The 19784-nt window shown below is 37.0% G+C and carries 17 protein-coding genes; 6 read left to right on the top strand and 11 right to left on the bottom strand.

Features of this window, described 5'->3' with window-relative positions; translation table 11 throughout:
• Positions 1 to 11: 11 nt before the first annotated feature.
• From AABL87_RS07670 to argH, 4 genes are read left to right on the top strand one after another with little or no spacing between them, the layout of a single operon-like run.
• Entirely contained in the window at positions 12 to 1010 is a 999-nt protein-coding gene (locus AABL87_RS07670) for an acetylornithine carbamoyltransferase (RefSeq protein WP_341277140.1), read from the top strand.
• A 3-nt stretch (positions 1011 to 1013) separates the two neighbouring features.
• The gene (gene argB, locus AABL87_RS07665; protein ID WP_341277139.1) at positions 1014 to 1793 is read left to right on the top strand and encodes an acetylglutamate kinase; all 780 of its coding nucleotides are present in this window, start codon (positions 1014 to 1016) and stop codon (positions 1791 to 1793) included.
• Positions 1794 to 1836: 43 nt separating this feature from the next.
• A complete protein-coding gene (locus AABL87_RS07660; protein WP_341277138.1) occupies positions 1837 to 2895 on the top strand; it encodes a M20 family metallo-hydrolase in 1059 nt (352 codons plus the stop codon).
• A 3-nt stretch (positions 2896 to 2898) separates the two neighbouring features.
• Positions 2899 to 4230, top strand: a complete 1332-nt coding sequence (argH, locus tag AABL87_RS07655) for an argininosuccinate lyase (protein ID WP_006257999.1) — start codon at positions 2899 to 2901, stop codon at positions 4228 to 4230.
• Between the two features lie 386 nt (positions 4231 to 4616).
• Here the strand turns inward: argH and AABL87_RS07650 are convergent, their stop codons facing one another.
• A complete protein-coding gene (locus tag AABL87_RS07650; RefSeq protein ID WP_341277137.1) occupies positions 4617 to 5669 on the bottom strand; it encodes a ferredoxin--NADP reductase in 1053 nt (350 codons plus the stop codon).
• 297 nt (positions 5670 to 5966) lie between these two features.
• Here AABL87_RS07650 and AABL87_RS07645 point away from each other — a divergent pair, with 297 nt between their 5' ends.
• Positions 5967 to 8453: a DUF5686 and carboxypeptidase regulatory-like domain-containing protein gene (locus tag AABL87_RS07645; protein ID WP_341277136.1), complete on the top strand. Its 2487-nt coding sequence runs from the start codon at positions 5967 to 5969 to the stop codon at positions 8451 to 8453.
• Between the two features lie 136 nt (positions 8454 to 8589).
• Here AABL87_RS07645 and pheS read toward each other — a convergent pair whose 3' ends face one another.
• Both pheS and AABL87_RS07635 read right to left on the bottom strand, forming a co-directional pair.
• Positions 8590 to 9606, bottom strand: coding sequence for a phenylalanine--tRNA ligase subunit alpha (gene pheS, locus AABL87_RS07640; RefSeq protein ID WP_036471075.1), 1017 nt, complete (start codon positions 9604 to 9606; stop codon positions 8590 to 8592).
• 86 nt (positions 9607 to 9692) lie between these two features.
• Complete coding sequence (locus tag AABL87_RS07635; protein ID WP_006258004.1) at positions 9693 to 10049, bottom strand: hypothetical protein; 357 nt, start codon at positions 10047 to 10049, stop codon at positions 9693 to 9695.
• 95 nt (positions 10050 to 10144) lie between these two features.
• On the opposite strand from AABL87_RS07635, the gene AABL87_RS07630 reads away from it, so the two are divergent.
• Positions 10145 to 10687, top strand: coding sequence for a CvpA family protein (locus tag AABL87_RS07630; protein ID WP_006262428.1), 543 nt, complete (start codon positions 10145 to 10147; stop codon positions 10685 to 10687).
• Here AABL87_RS07630 and AABL87_RS07625 read toward each other — a convergent pair.
• The 8 genes from AABL87_RS07625 to AABL87_RS07590 form a co-directional block, all read right to left on the bottom strand.
• Positions 10684 to 11442: a tetratricopeptide repeat protein gene (locus AABL87_RS07625; protein WP_006262427.1), complete on the bottom strand. Its 759-nt coding sequence runs from the start codon at positions 11440 to 11442 to the stop codon at positions 10684 to 10686. The genes AABL87_RS07630 and AABL87_RS07625 overlap by 4 nt on opposite strands.
• Positions 11443 to 11448: 6 nt before the next feature.
• Positions 11449 to 13209, bottom strand: coding sequence for a BatD family protein (locus AABL87_RS07620; protein ID WP_006262426.1), 1761 nt, complete (start codon positions 13207 to 13209; stop codon positions 11449 to 11451).
• Positions 13210 to 13215: 6 nt separating this feature from the next.
• On the bottom strand, positions 13216 to 14091 hold the full coding sequence (locus tag AABL87_RS07615; protein ID WP_006262425.1) for a tetratricopeptide repeat protein: 876 nt from the start codon (positions 14089 to 14091) through the stop codon (positions 13216 to 13218).
• Position 14092: 1 nt separating this feature from the next.
• Positions 14093 to 15124: a VWA domain-containing protein gene (locus AABL87_RS07610; protein ID WP_006258009.1), complete on the bottom strand. Its 1032-nt coding sequence runs from the start codon at positions 15122 to 15124 to the stop codon at positions 14093 to 14095.
• A 6-nt stretch (positions 15125 to 15130) separates the two neighbouring features.
• Complete coding sequence (locus AABL87_RS07605) at positions 15131 to 16135, bottom strand: vWA domain-containing protein (protein WP_006260420.1); 1005 nt, start codon at positions 16133 to 16135, stop codon at positions 15131 to 15133.
• 2 nt (positions 16136 to 16137) lie between these two features.
• Positions 16138 to 17760 carry a BatD family protein gene (locus AABL87_RS07600; RefSeq protein ID WP_341277135.1) on the bottom strand — a complete coding sequence of 541 codons (1623 nt, stop codon included), beginning with the start codon at positions 17758 to 17760 and terminating at the stop codon, positions 16138 to 16140.
• Positions 17761 to 17765: 5 nt separating this feature from the next.
• Positions 17766 to 18629 (bottom strand): DUF58 domain-containing protein, encoded by an 864-nt coding sequence (locus AABL87_RS07595; protein ID WP_006258012.1) that lies wholly within the window; start codon positions 18627 to 18629, stop codon positions 17766 to 17768.
• A gap of 92 nt (positions 18630 to 18721) precedes the next feature.
• Positions 18722 to 19726, bottom strand: a complete 1005-nt coding sequence (locus tag AABL87_RS07590) for an AAA family ATPase (RefSeq protein WP_006258013.1) — start codon at positions 19724 to 19726, stop codon at positions 18722 to 18724.
• Positions 19727 to 19784: the final 58 nt, after the last annotated feature.

Genomic DNA, 19784 nt, shown 5'->3' with positions numbered 1-19784 from the left:
AGACAATTACAATGAAACAATTTTTTTCCGTTAACGATATACCTTCTCTATCTAAAGCAGTAAACAGCGCATTAGCGTGTAAGGCAAACCCTTTTGCAGAAGAAACTCTTGGCAAGCACAAAACAATAGGTTTAGTATTCTTAAATCCAAGTTTGCGTACAAGGATGAGTACTCAGAAGGCTGCTGCTAACTTAGGGATGAATGTAATGGTGATGAATATGACATCAGACGGTTGGGCTTTAGAGACTAAAGACGGCGTAGTGATGGACGGAAATACAGCAGAGCATATTAGAGAAGCTGCAGCTGTGATGGGAGAGTACTGTGATATATTAGGACTTCGTTCGTTCCCAGGGTTAAAAGATGCTGAGGAAGACTATAGCGAAGAATTGTTTAGCAAGTTCGCTAAGTACTGTGGCAAACCTGTAGTGAGCTTAGAGAGCGCGACAAGACATCCTCTACAGAGCTTCACAGACTTGATCACCATAGTAGAGCACTTCGACTATAACTATGATGCTGCACAAGATAAATTAGTACCTCAAGGCAAAAAACCTAAAGTAGTATTGACATGGGCACCGCACGTTAAGGCACTTCCGCAGGCAGTACCGAATTCTTTCGCAGAGTGGATGTGTAGAGCTCAGGCAGAAGGTCTTGTAGACTTTGTGGTGACTCATCCAGAAGGTTATGCGCTGAAAGAGGAGTTTACAGCAGGAGCTACAGTGACTACTAATCAGGATGAAGCTTTAGCAGATGCAGACTTCGTATATGTAAAGAACTGGTCGAGTTATGAAGACTACGGACAGATAACGTGTACAGATAAGTCTTGGATGTTGACTCTTGATAAATTAGAAGCAACCAACCAAGCCAAAGTAATGCACTGCCTACCTGTTAGACGTGATTTAGTAATCTCGTCAGAAGTATTAGATAGCGAGCACGCTATCGTGATACAAGAAGCAGGGAACAGAGTATGGGCAGCACAAGCTGTATTAAAAGAAATGCTTAAAAACCAATAAAATATGCAAAGCCTTACAGTTATTAAGATAGGAGGTAATATCGTCGATGACGAGTCTGCGTTAAACGCTTTTTTAGACATCTATGCTCGTATAGAAGGCCCTAAGGTCTTAGTACATGGTGGAGGTAAATTAGCTACGCGTATGGCTGCGCAGTTAGGGATAGAAACTCAGATGGTCAATGGGCGTCGTATCACTGACGAAGCGATGTTGCCTATAGCTGTAATGGTGTATGCGGGTTTAATAAACAAACAAATCACAGCGCAACTTCAAGCAAGAGGTTGTGATGCGATGGGAATCTCAGGAGCAGACGCTAAGCTGATACAGAGTCATAAACGCCCTACTGAGCCAATAGACTATGGTTATGTAGGGGACTTTGAAGCAAGCGATGTGAATGTGGTTCGATTACAACAATTGTTAGAGATAGGGATTAATCCTGTATTCTCTGCGATTACGGCTGATAAGGAAGGCCAACTACTAAATACCAATGCAGATACTATTGCCTCTAATATAGCAGTTGCTCTCGCTACTAAGTATAAAGTAGCTTTAGTATATTGCTTTGAGCACAAAGGGGTACTGCAAGACATTAACGATGAGAACTCTGTGATCACTACCATTAATCAAGAGAACTTTACACAACTAAAACAACAAGGGGTGATAGCTGATGGTATGTTGCCAAAGATAGAGAACGCTTTGGCGGCTGTCAACCAAGGAGTAGATAAGGTATGTATCAAGAAAGCAGAGGATCTATTAGATATAAAAGCTGGTACTACGATTCAACTTTAATATAATATAACAAGACAACTACCCATAACTATACAAAACCACAATGAAAGACAACTTATCACAACAGGCAATAGCTTTATTAGAAAGCCTTATAGCATCTCCATCTTTTAGTAAAGAAGAGCACTTGACTTCTGATCTAATCGCTAACTTTTTAGAGTCTCATGGAGTAGTTATTCACCGAGAGCTTTTTAATGTATGGGCGTTTAATAAGCACTATGATCCGAGTAAGCCTACGATCTTATTGAACTCTCACCACGATACCGTGAGACCAAATAAAGACTATACTCGTGACCCTTTTAAGCCTGAGATTATAGATGGCAAGTTGTTCGGATTGGGGAGTAATGATGCTGGAGGGTGCTTGGTCTCTTTAATCGCTACATTTCTTTACTTCTATGAAAAAGAGGGAATGAAGTATAACTTCTGTATCGCTGCTACGGCAGAAGAAGAGATATCGGGTAATGATGGCTTAGAATTTGTAATACCTAAATTAGGAGAATTAGAATTCGCTATCGTAGGAGAACCTACACAAATGCACTTAGCTGTAGCAGAACGTGGACTAATGGTGTTAGACTGTGTAGCTCATGGGCGCTCAGGACATGCAGCGCGTAATGAAGGAGACAATGCGATATTTAAAGCAATAAAAGATATAGAGTGGTTTAATACCTATCAGTTCCCTAAGGTATCTGAAGAGTTTGGACCTATCAAGATGAGTGTGACAATGATCAATGCTGGTACACAGCATAATGTGGTGCCTTCTACTTGTGATTTTGTTGTAGATGTACGTGTGACAGATGCTTATACAAACGAAGAAGTATTAGAGATGGTGAGACAGCATGTAGACTGTGAGGTCAATGCGCGTTCTACTCGATTAAAGCCTTCGTCTATAGCTAAAGATCACCCTATCGTACAGGCGGGTATAGCACTAGGTAGAGAGACGTATGGCTCACCTACTACGAGTGACCAAGCTTTGTTAAGTATTCCATCGCTTAAGTGTGGACCTGGCGACTCTGCTCGCTCGCATACAGCAGACGAATTCGTCTATGTAAAGGAGATAGAAGAGGGAATAGCCTTGTATATAGAGATGTTAACGCAAATCGTGTAGTAAATGAAATTATGGCAAAAAAACACTACTGTAGATAGTAATGTAGATACCTTCACAGTAGGACAAGATAGAGTGTTAGATATGAACCTAGCGGCATTTGACGTTATGGGGTCACTAGCACATACACAGATGTTAGAAAGTATAGGATTATTAGAGTCAGAAGACTTAGTCCTTATTCAAAAAGAATTAAAACAGATATACCAAGAGATATTAGCTGGTCAATTCGAGATAGAAGATGATGTAGAAGATATACACTCTCAAGTAGAGTTATTATTGACTAGGAGAATAGGTGAAGCTGGTAAGAAGATACATTCAGGACGTTCTAGAAACGACCAAGTATTAGTAGACCTTAAACTTTATTTTCGCCATGAGATAGAGGAGATAGTCACTAAGACGAAGGAAGTATTTGATACATTACAGCAATTGAGTAATCAGTATAAAGATGTTTTACTGCCTGGCTATACGCATTTACAAATCGCAATGCCTTCGTCATTTGGCTTGTGGTTTGGGGCGTATGCAGAGAGCCTTGTAGACGATTTAGAGATGATGCTGGCTGCGTGGAAGGTTACGAATAAGAACCCATTGGGTTCGGCTGCGGGTTATGGTTCATCATTTCCACTAAACAGGCAGATGACTACAGACCTATTAGGCTTTCAATCTATGAACTATAATGTAGTGTATGCACAGATGGGCAGAGGGAAGACGGAGCGTATCTTAGCACAAGGGTTAAGCGCTATTGCAGCTACTTTAGCTAAGTTCGCGATGGACGGATGCTTGTATATGAGTCAGAACATGGGTTTTATCAAATTCCCAGATCATTTGACTACAGGTTCGAGCATTATGCCACATAAGAAGAATCCAGACGTTCTAGAGCTTATTCGTTCAAGATGTAATAAGATACAAGCTTTGCCTAACGAAATAGCCTTAATGACTACTAATTTGCCTTCTGGGTACCACAGAGATCTTCAGTTGTTAAAAGAGAACTTGTTCCCAGCTTTCACTTCATTGAAAGAGTGTTTAGATATTCTGAAATTGATGTTAGACAATATAGAGGTGAATAAAGAGATATTAAGCGATCCGAAATACGACTATTTGTTTAGCGTTGAGGTAGTGAATGATTATGTACTAAAGGGGATGCCTTTTAGAGAAGCATATAAAGAGATAGGGCTGTCGATAGAGGCAGGCACTTATCAACCGTCAAAAGAGGTAAACCATACACACGAAGGTAGTGTAGGTAACCTGATGAATGAAGCAATCAAAGGAGAGTTTGACCGTGTGTACACGTCATTCAACTTTGACCAAGTAAATGAGAAACTAGTAAGTTTAGTGTTGTGATAGATTGAAAGAGGCTTTTCCACGCGGTGGGAGAGCCTCTTGCTATTTATTAATTTATCACTGTTAACTATAATTGATTTAGGGCTGTATGAAGTATAATGCTTTGTACAGCTCTTTTTTATTGTGTTATTGTAATGTGTTTTATATCTCGGCCCAGATTTGCAATCCGCGTGTTATTTCTAAAGTATTAAATGTGCTTTTATTACCTTTTTTTATGGGGTGGTCGGCTAGTGGTCGGCTAGTGATGGGCATTTGGTCGGCTTAAAAGTACCAAAAATAGCCTATCACTAGCCTATCATATAGGGAGCAATAGGCTATCACCTCGGAGTATGATCGCAAAAAAAAGCTCTCCACTGTGGGAGAGCTTAGATTATATCGTATATCTATTATATATCGTCGTAGTCTACATAGATTTCGTCTGATGTAACGATAGCTTGACATGATAGGATAAGTCCGTCTGCTATCTCATCATCTGTAAGGATGCTGTTCTTCTTCATCACAGCAGATCCTTTAACGATCTTACACATACATGAGCTACAGATACCTCCCTGACATGAGTATGGAGCATCTATACCGGCTTTAAGCACACCGTTTAGTAATACTTCACTCTTCGGCATCTCGAAGCTAGCTTCTTCGTCATCTACTAGTGCAGTCACCTTAGTAGTACCTCCTTCTGCCTGTACAGGGTTTACACCATCTGTGTTAGGAGTGAAGATCTCAAAAGCGATTTTGTCTTTAGCAACACCTCTATCTTGTAGAGTAGCACTTACAGTATCGATCATGTCTTCTGGACCACATAAGAAGAAACGAGCGAACTCTTTTTCTTTGTGTTTGTTGTTTACTACGAAGTTGATCGCTGCTTTATCTATACGTCCGAAGATAGAATCGTTCTCTCTAATACGTGAGTAAACGAAGTGGATGAATAGACGCTCTGCGTATTGTTCTTGTAGTTTGTATAATTCGTCGTGGAAGATAGTCTCTTCCGCATTTTTATTACCGTATACTAGTACGAACTTGCTGTTAGGCTCTTGCTCTAATACTGTTTTTAGTATAGACATCACAGGAGTGATACCGCTACCTGCTGCAAAGGCAGCATAGTTATTCGCTACTGAATCATTTGGCTCAAAAGTGAATCTTCCTTCTGGGCTCTCTACTTCTAGCTGATCACCAGCTTTCAGTGTTTCGTTTGCAAAAGTAGAGAACACACCGTGTTCTACTTTTTTTACTGCTACACGTACTTCTCCACTAGTAGGAGTAGAGCAGATAGAGTAAGCTCTACGAATCTCTTTCCCCTCGTGTTGGTATTTAATATTAAGATATTGACCTGCTGTGAATGCAAATTCCTCTTTTAGGTTGGCAGGAATATCAAATGCTATTGATACTGCATTAGGAGTCTCTCTGCGAACTTCTTTTACAGTTAATAGGTTGAATCTTGACATAGGTAGTTTAGTTTGAACTGACAAAAATACAAAAGAGAATGAGTTAAAGGTGTATTTAATGTTATAATGACTAATTCTTTTACAGTTAATTAACGCTTTAGAACTTTCTCTACTTAGGTATTGTCTTATTCTGTGAGAGGATATAGTGGTATGAAGTCAATGAATATGAAGGTTAGCGATGTGATGAGGTATGAAGACTGTATGAAGAGTTCTGTTATTTAGTATAATATCATGGTCAAGGTGTAACAATGCAATAAATACAATGTCTAATAGTTACTATTAAACAAAACCTAACCAATGAAACAATTTGTTACACTTTTTATGCTTCTGATTGGCTTGACTGTATTTGGTCAACTAAAAGGGAGTATAAAAGACACAGAGGGTAATCCCATTAGTTATACTACGGTATATCTAGAGAAAAGCCAACAGAATACAATAAGTAATGAACAGGGACTATATGAATTAAGCTTACCTCAGAAGGGGGAGTATACAATCGTATATCAATTCTTAGGCTATAAGACGCTGCGAAAGAATATTACCTATACTGGAGTTGCCCAGGAGGTAAATGTGGTACTGGAGTCTGAAGACTTCATACTAGAAGATATCGTGATCACAGCTGGTAAGAATCCTGCAGATGATCTGATCCGTCTAGCGATAAAGAACAAGCAGAAGAATACAGAGGGAATGTCTGCTTTCACTGCGGATTTTTACTCTAAAGGAATGCTGAAGACGCTGAAGATGTCTAAGTTTTTTCAAAAGAAGGTGCAGGTGAATGGTAGTGGATTATCTGGTGTGGATTCACTAGGTAGAGGGATAGTGTATCTGTCAGAGACAGTTTCTAGCCTAAAGTATCAAAAACCGAATAAACTAAAAGAACATATTATCGCATCTAAGGTAAGTGGGAGCAATAGTGGATATAGCTTTAATACTGCGGATGAGTCCTTCTATGACTTCTATGATAATCATATCGTGATCGGAGATATGGATACTAAACTAATCTCTCCGATAGCAGATGTAGCGTTCTCATACTATAAGTACACGCTAGAGGCTACCTTCAGAGATCAAGGGGTATTGATTAATAAAATCAAGGTAACGCCTAAGTCATCAGTTCAGCCTGTGTTCTCAGGTGATCTCTACTTAGTAGATGGGATAGGGGCTATCTATGGTATAGATTTAAAAGTAACGGGAGTAAGTGTACAGCAACCATTGATAGAAGAGATCAATGTGAGTCAGAACTTTAGTTATAATGAGGATAATAAGAGCTGGGTGAAGCGCTCGCAGAACCTTGACTTAGTCTTTGGAGCATTAGGAGTACGGATACAAGCCGTGTTCTTAAGTGTGTTTAACAACTATAACTTCACACCTAATTTCACTAGAGCGAGCTTTGATAAAGAGATTTTATCCTTTGCGAAGGATGTGAATAAGAAAGGAGATGATTTCTGGAAAGAGAATAGATTATTTGCTTTGTCAGAAGAGGAGTTGAATGATTATCGCGTGAAGGATAGTATAAGAATAATTAAGGAGTCTCCTGCGTATAAAGATAGTATTCGCAAGAAGCACAATAGATTTAAGATAGGTGATGTGTTCGGTGGATATAACTATAGAGGAGAAGATAATATGTATAGTATCGGCTACACAGGATTAATAGGGATGGATAAACCTGGATTTAATACTGTGCAGGGGTTCAATATGAAGACGGATGTGTATGGTTCTATCTATGATAAGGATAAGATAGGGTATACGTATGGTAAAGCTAGTTTTGGCTACGGGTTTGCCTCTGATAGGTTGAGAGTGTATGGAAAGCTATTGCGCCAGTTTAAAGGAGCGTCTAAATCAGCAATATATATAGAAGGAGGAAGTAAGATAGAACAGTATAATAAGGAGAATATACCTGAGCTACTAAATACTGCATTCTCCCTATTAATGAGAAAGAACTATGCGAAGTACTACAATCACAATGATGTGTATGTGGGGTATTACGGTCAGTTCTTCAATGAAGCTCTAAAGGTACACAGTGCGATAGGGTATGAGGATAGAAGCCCGCTGTATAATAATGCGAATGGCTCATTCTATAAGGGTAGTAGAGCCTATACCTCTAATGATCCGTTAGCTCCTCTAGATATGAACAGTAGTCCGATCACGAATCATCATCTATACAAGTTTAGAGTTGGTACTACGCTATCCTTAGGGATGAACTATGTAAGCTATCCTGACAAGCGTATCTATATGCGCAATCCTAACTATCCTCTGATAGAGGTGAACTATGAAAAGGGATTCAGTGGTAGTGAGAAAGGATTAGAATACGATAAGCTAGAAGCTAGGTTCAGCCAAGGACTAACGGTGAGTAATAAAGGGAGATTCGAGTATAATGTATTAATGGGTAAATATTTTGGAGCTGATGGTATCTCTTATGTGGATAGAAAACACTTCACAGGTAACGAGACTCATCTAAACATCACGAATGATAGATTGACCTCGTTTAACCTATTGCCGTATTATGCTCTAAGTACGAATAAGTCTTATGTAGAGAGTCATTTTGAGTATGATTTTAAAGGATTCTTGATTAATAAGGTTCCTTTGCTAAGAGAGACAGGATGGAATGTAGTATTAGGGTATCACAATGCTATGGTAAGTGATATAAAGCCATATCACGAGTTTACAGCAGGTCTGTCTAACTTCGGATTTGGTAAGATTAATTTCTTCCGTATAGACTATGTACGCTCATATCAAGGTGGGGCGTTTGCTAAAGACGGTATTATGATAGGAGTGAAGAAGAACTTCTAGTTAATCTTCCAGTATTGTTAGATATAAATAGCCCTTATAATCCATGTAGTGATTATAAGGGTCTATATGTAAAGGGATATAAAAAAACACCTCATCTAGATCAGATGAGGTGTTTTTACTATATATCGTTTTCTTATTAGAAGTTCGATTTAAATTGTTCTAAGAAACGTACATCGTTCTCAAAGAACATACGGATATCTCCGATTTGGTATAATAGCATAGCAATACGCTCTATCCCCATACCAAAGGCAAAACCACTGTACTCAGTAGGGTCGATATTACAGTTCTTAAGAACGTTAGGGTCAACCATACCACATCCCATGATCTCTAACCACCCTGTACCTTTAGTAATACGGTAGTCTGTCTCAGTCTTTAATCCCCAATAGATATCTACCTCAGCACTAGGCTCTGTAAATGGGAAGTATGATGGACGTAATCTAATCTTAGATTTACCAAACATCTCTTTAGTGAAGTATAACAAAGTCTGTTTTAAGTCAGCAAAAGAAACATCTTTATCAATGTAAAGACCTTCTACTTGGTGGAATATACAGTGTGAACGAGATGATATAGCTTCGTTTCTAAATACACGCCCTGGAGATATAGTTCTCAGAGGTGGTGTATTCTTCTCCATATAACGAGTCTGTACAGATGAAGTATGTGTACGTAATAGTTGTTCTGGATTCGTCTGAACGAAGAATGTATCTTGCATATCACGAGCTGGGTGATACTCTGGGAAGTTCAACGCAGAGAAGTTATGCCAATCATCTTCAATCTCAGGACCTTCAGAGATATTAAAACCAATGTTATTAAAGATATCAACGATTTGGTTCTTCACTAGTGAAATAGGGTGTCTAGACCCGATCTCTAGAGGGTAACCTGGACGTGTTAAGTCTCCATAAAGACCTTGCACATCTTTAGATTCTAGTTCATCTTGAATAGATTTTACTTTATTCTCGACAGTGCTTTTTAATAGATTGATAGCTTGACCAAACTCTTTTTTCTGCTCATTAGGCACCGTTTTAAAGTGTGCAAATAAGTCGTTTAAAATTCCTTTTTTAGATAAGAATTTAATTCTAAATGTTTCAAGCGTCTCTTTATTATCGGTGTTAAAGTGTTCCGCTTCACCGATGTATTCTTTTATTTTATCTATCATCTTAAGTAAAGTAAAAAGCAAATTTACTGCTTTTCAATTAGACATAAAATTATAAACAGCTATAATTTTTATAATTGTTTCTTATGTTAGTCAATAAACTTACTTTCTAAGAAGTAATTGACTATCGCTTCTTTCATTAAAACCGATTGTTCACCTGCTTTAAGGCTAGGTAGGTTTTCTTTTACATTATAGTGTGGCCATCCGTCCTGGTCAAAGTGATCAAACTCGTAATAACCATAAGGTTCTAATAGACGACAGATAGCAATATGCATTAAGTTCACTTTGTCATCTTTTTTATATCTCTTTTTGATTTTACCTAGTTCTTGTACTCCGATTAAATATATGATAGCTTCTAAGTCTAGTGTCTCTCCGTCTCCGAATCGGTCAGATACTTTCTGAACGACAGCGTCCCATCTAGCTTTTAATTGTTCGTCTCTTGCCATATTGTTAGTTGTAATGGTGACAAATATACTACAGTTCTTCTCTATTGTAATTAATAGAATTGTAATATCTTCGCACAGAATATATTTGAGTATTTATGTTTTTAGATATTATATGCCTTATCGCCGTTATTTTTGCTATTATAAAAGGAGCTAGAGATGGTTTTTTTATTTCAGTAGTTTCTTTTCTATCTCTATTTATCGGAATAATAGGAGCATTGAAATTCTCAAATATTCTCAAAGAATTTCTGATGAATTCTCTAGGATGGGAGTCACCTTCTATTCCTTTACTCGCTTTTGTATTGGCTTTTGTGTTGGCAGTATTAGCTGCACGCTTCATCGCTCAGTTAGCAACTAAGTTTGTACAAGCGGTATTCTTAGGGCTGTTCAACAGACTTTTTGGGGCTGTATTTCAGATCTTGATCGTGATCCTAGTAGGAAGTATCTTTCTCTCTATATTCGATGAGGTTAACGCGATATTTAAGTTCGTCAGTCAGGAGACATTAATGAACTCTACTAGTTATAAAATATATGTATCTCTGTCTGAGTCAGTACTACCTAGTTTATACGATTTAGTTAAATCTCTGTTCTCTAAGAGTATCGATATGATACAGGATATAAAAGAACCCGAAACGATCTAGATATACTTAATCGTATTCTCTTCTATCCATCCTTCTTGTTGATCATCTAGTTTCACTCTGATCCACAATGCTTTTTTCTCTAAGATATACACTTTAGTACCCTCGTGTAGTTCTTTTAGTGTACGAGAGGTGTTCTTCGCGTCTTCTTTCAGGTTTACCTTTTCAGTAAATAAGATAGCAGCTGTAGTCTTAGAAGCATACTTCTGCTCAAATGTAGCTGCGTAGACACTACCTCCTATCACTAGGATAGAAACAAGCATCAATACAAAGCTAATACGCTTAATAGTACTGCTGTGATTCAGATAATATACCACAAAACACAATAGTACTACAAAGGCCATCACTGTGGCTAGTGTAGCCCATTGGTCAACGGATAGCTTCCCTAATGACTGGTGAATTATGTCTTCGTTATCATACTGCTTCACTATCATAATATCGTCTATAAGCTCTTTGCGCGCATAGTTTAGATTAGTCTCTATAGCGGTGTCACTAGGATTAAGCTTTAAGGCTTTCTCATAGTAATAAACAGCATTGACATAATCGCGTGTTTTATAATAAGCATTCGCTAGATTAAAGAATACTTCTGGTGAAGAAGTTTCTTGTTTCTCTATAACTTTAAAGGCTGTGATTGCTTCACTATATTTTTCTTTTTGATACAAGGCATTTCCCTTGTCAAATTGTTGTTTCCAAGAATCCGTTTGTGCCCATGTATGAAAGCTCAAAACAAATATAAAAAGAGTGATGATGTGTTTCATGTTGGTCTATTTGAATTGTTTTTCTAGTTCAGAGATTACTGTAATCGCATTGTCATAATCCTTATTGATATTAACCTGATCAGTCGGAGCGTAACGAGCCCATTCACAAGCGTTCTTTATATCCATAAAGTTCTTAATGGCTTCTTCAGTAATATTTCTATCTGTTAGAATCTCTGTAATGTTTTCATTGCTCATCTCACTAGTCACCATGTCTAGCTTCGCTTTTAGGAAGTTGTGCAGACAGCGCTCTAGTGCTTCATAGAACAATTCTTTATTATTGATGTTTTTCTTCGCTTCTCCTAAGTATTTTCTAGCTAGTCTATTGTTGTTTCTCAATCGGATACCATCTGTGTCTGACGCATATCTACGACGCTGTACCACTACAAGTAAGAATAGCGGTATAGCTGCAAATGGCAGTACTGTAAGGACGTAGAATAACGTAGTGTCCCAATATGTGCTAGTAGAAGCCTCTACTACTGTAGGTGTAGCTTTATTCGGTTGAAACAATTCGCTCTTATCTACTACGTCTGTGTCTTTTGCTTCTGTATTAGTTGGTAGGGTAGGCCCTTCTAGTACATTAATCGCTAAGCTGTCAATGTGAATAGTCTTATACTTCTTAGTACTTAAGTCAAAATATGAGAACTCCATAGGGTCAATCATATAATCCCCTTTATACTGAGGGATAATGATGTAATCGTTCACTCTGCTACCTTGCATACCATGTACCCCAGAAGTAATCTTATCTGAACTAGTAGGGTCATACATCTCTAGAGCAGAGTGCGCAGTAGGGGTGGGAATGGTCAATAAATCCAAGTTACCCTTACCTGCAACTTCAACTTTTAGGTTTAGTTGTTCACCTGATTTAAGGCTTGTCTTAGTTGGTGTTACTTTAAATGTAAATGTCCCAACACCTCCAGAGAAATTGTCAGGCTTACCTGCTTCAGGAAGGTCTTTTGCCTTGATTGTTACTCTACCTGTACTGTATTCTTTCTCCATATACCCAAACTCTGGATATCCGAAGAAGTCACGTCTACCTGTAGGAACTTCTGCTTGTATCATTAACTCAAGAGGATCTATACTAAGATTACCTGCTTCTTGGGCCATTAATACATCTTGTTTTAATATAATGTAGTTATAATCTGTTCCTTTATATTTACCTAGTTTCACTTCAGGTCGTCTAGGGATGTCTACATTGTGCACCCAGAACTTCTCATAAGTAGGTATTTTTCTTCCTGTATATCCTGCGATATTGGTATTGAAGTACAGTTTATATGTTATCGTTACAGGTTCGTTTATATAAGGATTCTGATTCGTCACCTCAGCGACTAGATGTATTTCATCTAGAGCTTTCTGCTGTACTTGATTATACTGCTGTCTAGGGTCTTGCTTTGCTACAGCATCAGATACTGTAATGGTAATCGGTTTGGTTTTATAGACCTGTCCATCTATTTCTATAGATGCTGAACCTATAGATAAAGTTCCTTTCTTCTTCGGTTGTAAGAAGTAAGAATAGGTTTTATTAAAAGACTTTTTACCATTTGTCCAAGCGTAGCTAACAGATTGGTTAGGCCCTCCAACTACAGTGAAATTGTCAAAACGAGGTGGAGAGAAGTTATCTCCATCTTGATTCATAGCAAAGTCAACGCGAACATTGTCGTTAAGCGGTATGTTATCTCTACTTACTGTTGCTTCAAAGCTGATTTGAGCTAAGATTGCTTGAGTGCAAATCAGAGCGAATAATAATATGTAGTAACGCAGTGTTTTCATTGTATTCTACCAGTCTTTTTTTCTTTGTTCATTTTGTCCAGCAGGTTGTCCTTTCTCTGGTTTACCACCTTTAGGACCTCTATTAATTAGCCTCTGCTGTACATCTTTTTCATTTTTATTCATCGCATCTAATATTCGATCCATCTGATCTTGATTAGGTGTTTTAGGGTTATTCTGTTTAGATTGATCTTTTTGATCGTCTTTTCCTTTATCGTCTTTATCCTTATCATTCTGACCATCTTTGTTCTTGTCATCCTGATCTCCTTTATCATTTTGATCTTGATCTTTCTTGTCTTGATCGCCTTTATCCCCTTTGTCTTTATTATCTTTATTTTGGTCTTGATCTTTGTTGTCCTTGTTTTGGTCTTTATTCTGATCTTGATTATCCTTATTCTGATCTTTGTTTTGGTCTTGATTATCCTTGTTGTCTTGATTGTCTTGAGGATTCTCTTTGTTCATTTTCTTCGCTACAGCGTAGTTATAACGCGTCTCATCATCTTTAGGATTGTTTAATAAAGCCTTTTTGTAAGCTTGTTCTGCTGCTTGATAATTCTTAGATTTCATATAAGCATTCCCCAAGTTATGGTAAGCTTGGTGCTTAGCTTCTTTGGTTGTCGCTTTTTGTATCGCTCTAAGGTAGGCAGCTTCTGCTTCTTTGGTTAATTGCTGTTTGTATAAAGAGTTTCCTAAGTTATAATCAGCTACAGACTTACTGTCTTTAGAATTAGCTATTCTATAAGAAGATTCTGCATGAGTATAATGTTTGTTCTCGAATACTTCATTACCTGTGCTCAGTGCTCTACCAGCAGACTGTGCAAATGAGTAAGCAGTAAACAATAAAAATATCGTGATGTAGAATGAGTTTTTCATAATTAATCGCATGCTATTCTTTTTCATTGAACAAATTAAGTTTCTTCATCCAGATAGTCTTTCTTTCTAGTATGAATAAATCGATAAAGATCAGTAAGAAAGCAAATCCTAAGAACCACTGATATTGAGATTGGTACTCTGCGATTTGTTGATCTTCAAAATCTGTTTTTTCTATTTTGCTAAGGTCGTTTTTAATAAGGTCTACAATCTCTTGCGTATTCGAACCGTAATAATACTTTCCTCCAGTAGCATCAGCTATATATTTAAGCGTAGATGGATTGAGCTTTGTAGTAACGATCTCATTGTTCCAATCTCTTTTATATTCCACGCCTTTAGGTGTCTTAATAGGGATAGGTCCTCCTGCCTCTGTTCCTACACCGATGGTGATAATCTTTACTTTCTTTTCTTTTGCTATTTTGATAGCATTCTCCATTTCTTCTCCGTGGTCTTCTCCATCAGAGATAAGGATCATGACTTTGCTTGTATTGGGATTGTCATAGAAATTAGAAGCTACATAGATAGCGTCCTCAAATGCGGTACCTTGTGAAGAGACCATATCTGTGTTCATCGTCTGAAGATACATCTTAGCTACGTAATGATCTGTAGTAATAGGCAACATCGGGAATGCCGTACCTGCATATCCTACTATACCTATTCTATCTGGTCCTAGATTATTGATAATCTGAGAGACTAGTTGTTTCATCTTTGCCAATCTATCAGGAGCCATATCCTGAGCTAACATACTCTTAGATACGTCTAATGTGAATACGATATCAACACCTTGTCTTTTGACTGTAATAACCTTTGTTCCTATCTTAGGATTGATTAAAGCAATTACAATAGATATTAGAGCTACTAGATAAATAGATGCCTTAATGATTGGTTTATTCTTAGATTGATTAGGTGCCAAAGTTTTAATTGCTTTAGCTGTAGCAAATGATTGTTGCTTCTTTTTCTTCCACAAGATATCCCCAATAAAGATTAAGATCAATATTGCTATGATTGAAAATAGAAAAAGATATTGTTTATTGTCTAACTCCCACATAATCTATTATATGAATCCTCTGAATAATGTTTTTTGTAATGTGAAATCAATACACAATAGAATAAAGGCAAGTAACACTAAGAATTGAAACTTGTCATCAGATTTAACGAACTTCTGTTCGTCAATCTTCGTTTTCTCTAATTGATTGATTTCTTCATAAATTGCTTTAAGCTTACTAGTATCTGTTGCTCTAAAGTATTTACCTCCTGTTGTCTTAGCGATAGACTTCATAAGCTCTTCATCTAGTTCTACAGGTACTTTCTCATATACTATTTCACCGTTCTCTCTTATTCCTACTGGAGATTCTGCTAACCCATTAGTACCGATACCAATAGTATATACTTTAATATTGTACTCTTTAGAGATCTCAGCAGCTAATGTAGGGTCTACTGTACCCGTATTATTGACACCATCTGTAAGAAGTATGATAATCTTACTTTTAGCAGGGCTGTCTTTTAATCTGTTTACTGATGTCGCTAAACCTACACCTATAGCAGTACCATCTCTTAGTACATTGTCATATTTTATACTCTTAAGGTCATTTAGTATCAGTAATTTATCACTAGTCACTGGCGTCTTAGTATATGCTTCAGCAGCATAAATAACTAATCCTATACGATCTGTCACACGTTGTGATACGAAGTCTGCAGCTACAGTTTTTAATGCTTCTAAACGGTTTGGTTTTAGATCTCGTGCTAACATACTTCCTGATACGTCCATAGCCATCACGATATCGATACCATGCGTAGAGTGTATCTGTGAATCTACATTCACGATTTGAGGTCTAGCCATACCCACTATAATGGCACTAAGGGCTAGTACTCGTAAGATAATAGAAATAGGCAATAACTTAACTAATAGTGAAGTATGCTCTTGTACACCTTGTATAGTGCTTAGCTTGACAGTAGCACGCTGTTTCTTTCTGTTTTTATACCATACAAATAGGACTATTGGTAATAGTATAAATAACCAGAAGAACTCAGGATTGGCAAAAGTTATATTCTGTATCATTGTTATTTCTCCTCTTTTTTATACTGTATTGAATCAAACATACGTTCTACTAGCTTAGGAGCTATCTCATCTTCTGCTAGATAGAATATCCATACTTGATCTTTGTTAGCACCATTGTCTGTTAATACTCCTTCGAAAATTACTTTTTCTTCTACTTGACTAGTTGGATTCTTGAATGCAAACTCACCATAAACAAGTGTCCCTAGAATACCATTTGCATTCTCAAAGCGTTCATCTTTATACTCTAAGTTTTCTATTTTATTGTTTTGTGTCAGCAATGAAATAGAATAAGTAATCAATTCCTTATCAGTATATTTATATTCCTTAGTGGTAACTACATTATTTAATACAATGTGAATAGGGTCTTCTAGTACACCATATTTAAATTGATTAAGTGATGATATACCATCTGGTTTTCCTTCTTGCAATAAAGGTTCATTCTTACGGATTAGAACTTCAGGAGTTGAGATAGTCAGTCCTGGAGCAGTACCATACGTACTAGTAATCCATTCTTTGTTCATCAGTTTCTTCGTATTGTTGAATGTAAACCAATGATAGTCTTCTTTAGCAGAAGTATTGATAATATACACTATCCCAGTCACAACAACTAAGAAAGCTGTGATGGCTGTAGGGATCCATATACGTATTCTTTTCTTTTTCTTTTTACTTTCCTCTCTTCTTCTGATTAACTCTGTTTGTGTTGCAGCAGAGATAGGATAAGCTGTATTGATACTGTCTATGACATTCTGTATCTTAGAAGTATCTGCTGTTATTTCGCCTTCAGTAGGCTGAGACTTAGCGAACTTAACTAAGTCCGCAGATTCTAGAACTCGTTTTAATTCGTTAATCACCACAGGATCTAGCTTTACCTTCTTATCATTTAAAGTAGCCTTAAGAATAGTGATAATTTCGAAAGTCGTCAATTCTTTCGCTGAGATTCCAAAAGTATCTTCTATAAACCCCCTAGTGATAATACTCATATCAGAATAGTATGGTTTAGCATCACCTCTATTCCAGTTTTTCTTCTCTTCTAGTTTCTTAAGTTTTTTAACTGCTTTCTCATAAGGAGTTTTGTATTTATCATCCTCCGTAAGGTTCTTCTCTTGTTGTCTTCTGATATAGATATAGATACCTATTCCTGCTAGTATAGCGATGAAGATAAACAGTAGATAATACCAATCTGTAGAGAAAGAAGCTCCTTCTTTAGAGATTGACTTGATCTCATAAAGAGGTTGTTTTAATGTATCTACTGCTACATCTTGTACATGTATCTGTATAGAGTCTGTATGAAATAGCTTAGCATCTACTATAACAGGTACAGCAGGAATACTAAAATCACCTGGGTCGAATTGAGTCAAGTGATATTTCTTAATAAGCTCCTGTGTATTATCATTCTTAATCGTATCAATAGGGAATGACTCTACTACATCAAAGTTCCCTATCTGTTCTGTTGCAGGAAATGTAATTAAACTCCCTGTGTTAGAATGGGCCTTTATGGTGTATAGAAAGGTGTCTCCTATTTTTATAGCAGTAGTATCTACTTGCGTTTCTACTCTATTTTGAGCTAGAGTAGAGAAAGTAGCAACTAAAAAAATAATAGCGATATGTAGAAAATTAGATTTCATTGTCCTTATCTCGATTTAAAGTATCCTAGTAATTTTTTGACATAACTATCGTTTACTTCAATATTGATAGTTCCTGCTCCACATTTTTGAAATACTTTGGTAAAGTTTTCTTCTTGCTTGTGGAAGTGAGAAGCATAGGCTTTTCTTACACTAGCATCAGAAGTATTGATTAACTGTTCTGTATGAGTCTCTGCATCGAATACATTGATAAGACCTACATTAGGAAGTTCTTTCTCTCTTTTATCGTAGATTCTTATGCCTGTAATATCGTGTTTTTTTGCCGATATCCTTAAAGTCTGTTCAAAAGAGTGTGTAATGAAGTCTGAAAGCACAAAGACAATAGCTTTCTTCTTGACTACCTTCGAGAGATACTCAAGAGCAAAGCCTACATCTGTCTTTAGACTTTTAGGTTTGAAGTCGATAAGCTCTCTAATGATTCTCAGTACATGTGTTTTTCCTTTTTTAGGAGGAATGAATAACTCTATCTGATCAGAGAACAGTATTAGACCTATTTTATCATTGTTTTGAGTAGCAGAGAAGGCAAGTGTAGCAGCTATTTCGAGTACAATATCCTCTTTAAACTGATCAGTAGACCCGAACGCTTCCGAACCACTCACATCCACTAAGAGCATCATTGTTAACTCACGCTCTTCTTCGAATACTTTGATATAAGGCTCATTATAACGTGCAGTAACATTCCAGTCTATAGCCCTTACATCATCGCCAAATTGATATTGACGCACCTCTGAGAAGGTCATACCTTTCCCTTTAAAAGAAGTGTGATACTCTCCCGAAAAAATATGGTCACTTAATCGCTTTGTTTTTATTTCGATCTTCTTGACCTTCTTTAAGATATCTTTGGTTTCCATGACTATACAGCTTTCAAATTAACAAAATCATCAAAACCTATCTACACTTAACTATAAATAGGTTTTGTATATTAAAAGTTATCCTTGTTCTACTAAGGAACTTCTATTTCATTTACGATTTGGTTAATAATATCTACAGAAGTAATATTCTCAGCCTCTGCTTCATAAGTAACCCCAATTCTATGGCGTAATACATCTATTACTACTGCTCTTACATCTTCTGGAATTACATACCCTCTCTTTTTGATAAACGCATAACATTTAGCTGCTAGAGCTAAGTTGATACTTCCACGAGGAGAGGCACCGAAGCTAATCATAGGTTTTAACTTCTCTAGTTTAAATTGTTCTGGATAACGAGTAGCGAAGATAATATCTAAGATATATTTTTCTATTTTCTCATCCATATATACTTTCTTAACAGCTTCTTGAGCTCGTTGTATTTGTTCTAGAGTTACTACAGCATTAACTTGAGGTTTCTCACCAGCTAAGTTTTGACGGATAACAAGTCTTTCATCCTCTAATTTAGGATAATCAATAACTGTCTTAAGCATAAAACGGTCCATCTGTGCCTCTGGTAGAGGGTAAGTACCTTCTTGCTCTACTGGGTTTTGAGTAGCCATAACTAAGAATGGCTTGTCTAGTTTGAATGTGTCATCACTGATAGTTACTTGTTTCTCTTGCATCGCTTCTAGTAATGCAGATTGTACCTTAGCAGGAGCACGGTTAATCTCATCCGCTAGAATGAAGTTAGCGAATATAGGTCCCTTTCTGATCGAAAAGTCATTTTCTTTTACGTTATAGATCATTGTACCGATAACGTCTGCTGGTAATAAGTCAGGCGTAAACTGGATACGGTTAAATGTTCCATGTACTGCTTTAGATAAAGTATTAATGGCTAAAGTTTTTGCTAATCCAGGTACTCCTTCTAATAAAATATGCCCCTGTCCTAACAAACCAATTAAAAGTCTATCGATCATATGTTTCTGACCAACAATAACTTTATTCATCTCCATGGTTAGGATATCGATAAATGCACTCTCTCTTTCTATTAATTCGTTTAATTCACGGATATCATAATTAGATCCTGTTGTGTCCATATCTATAGTTTTTTTTCTAAAGTAATATACTTTTCTGATTCTTACCGCAAATTCAAAA

The organism is Myroides sp. C4067 (genome assembly GCF_038039665.1).
Lineage (GTDB): Bacteria > Bacteroidota > Bacteroidia > Flavobacteriales > Flavobacteriaceae > Flavobacterium > Flavobacterium odoratimimum.
The sequence above is the reverse complement of the archived record's forward strand: the minus strand, read 5'-3'. Positions and strand labels throughout refer to the sequence as shown.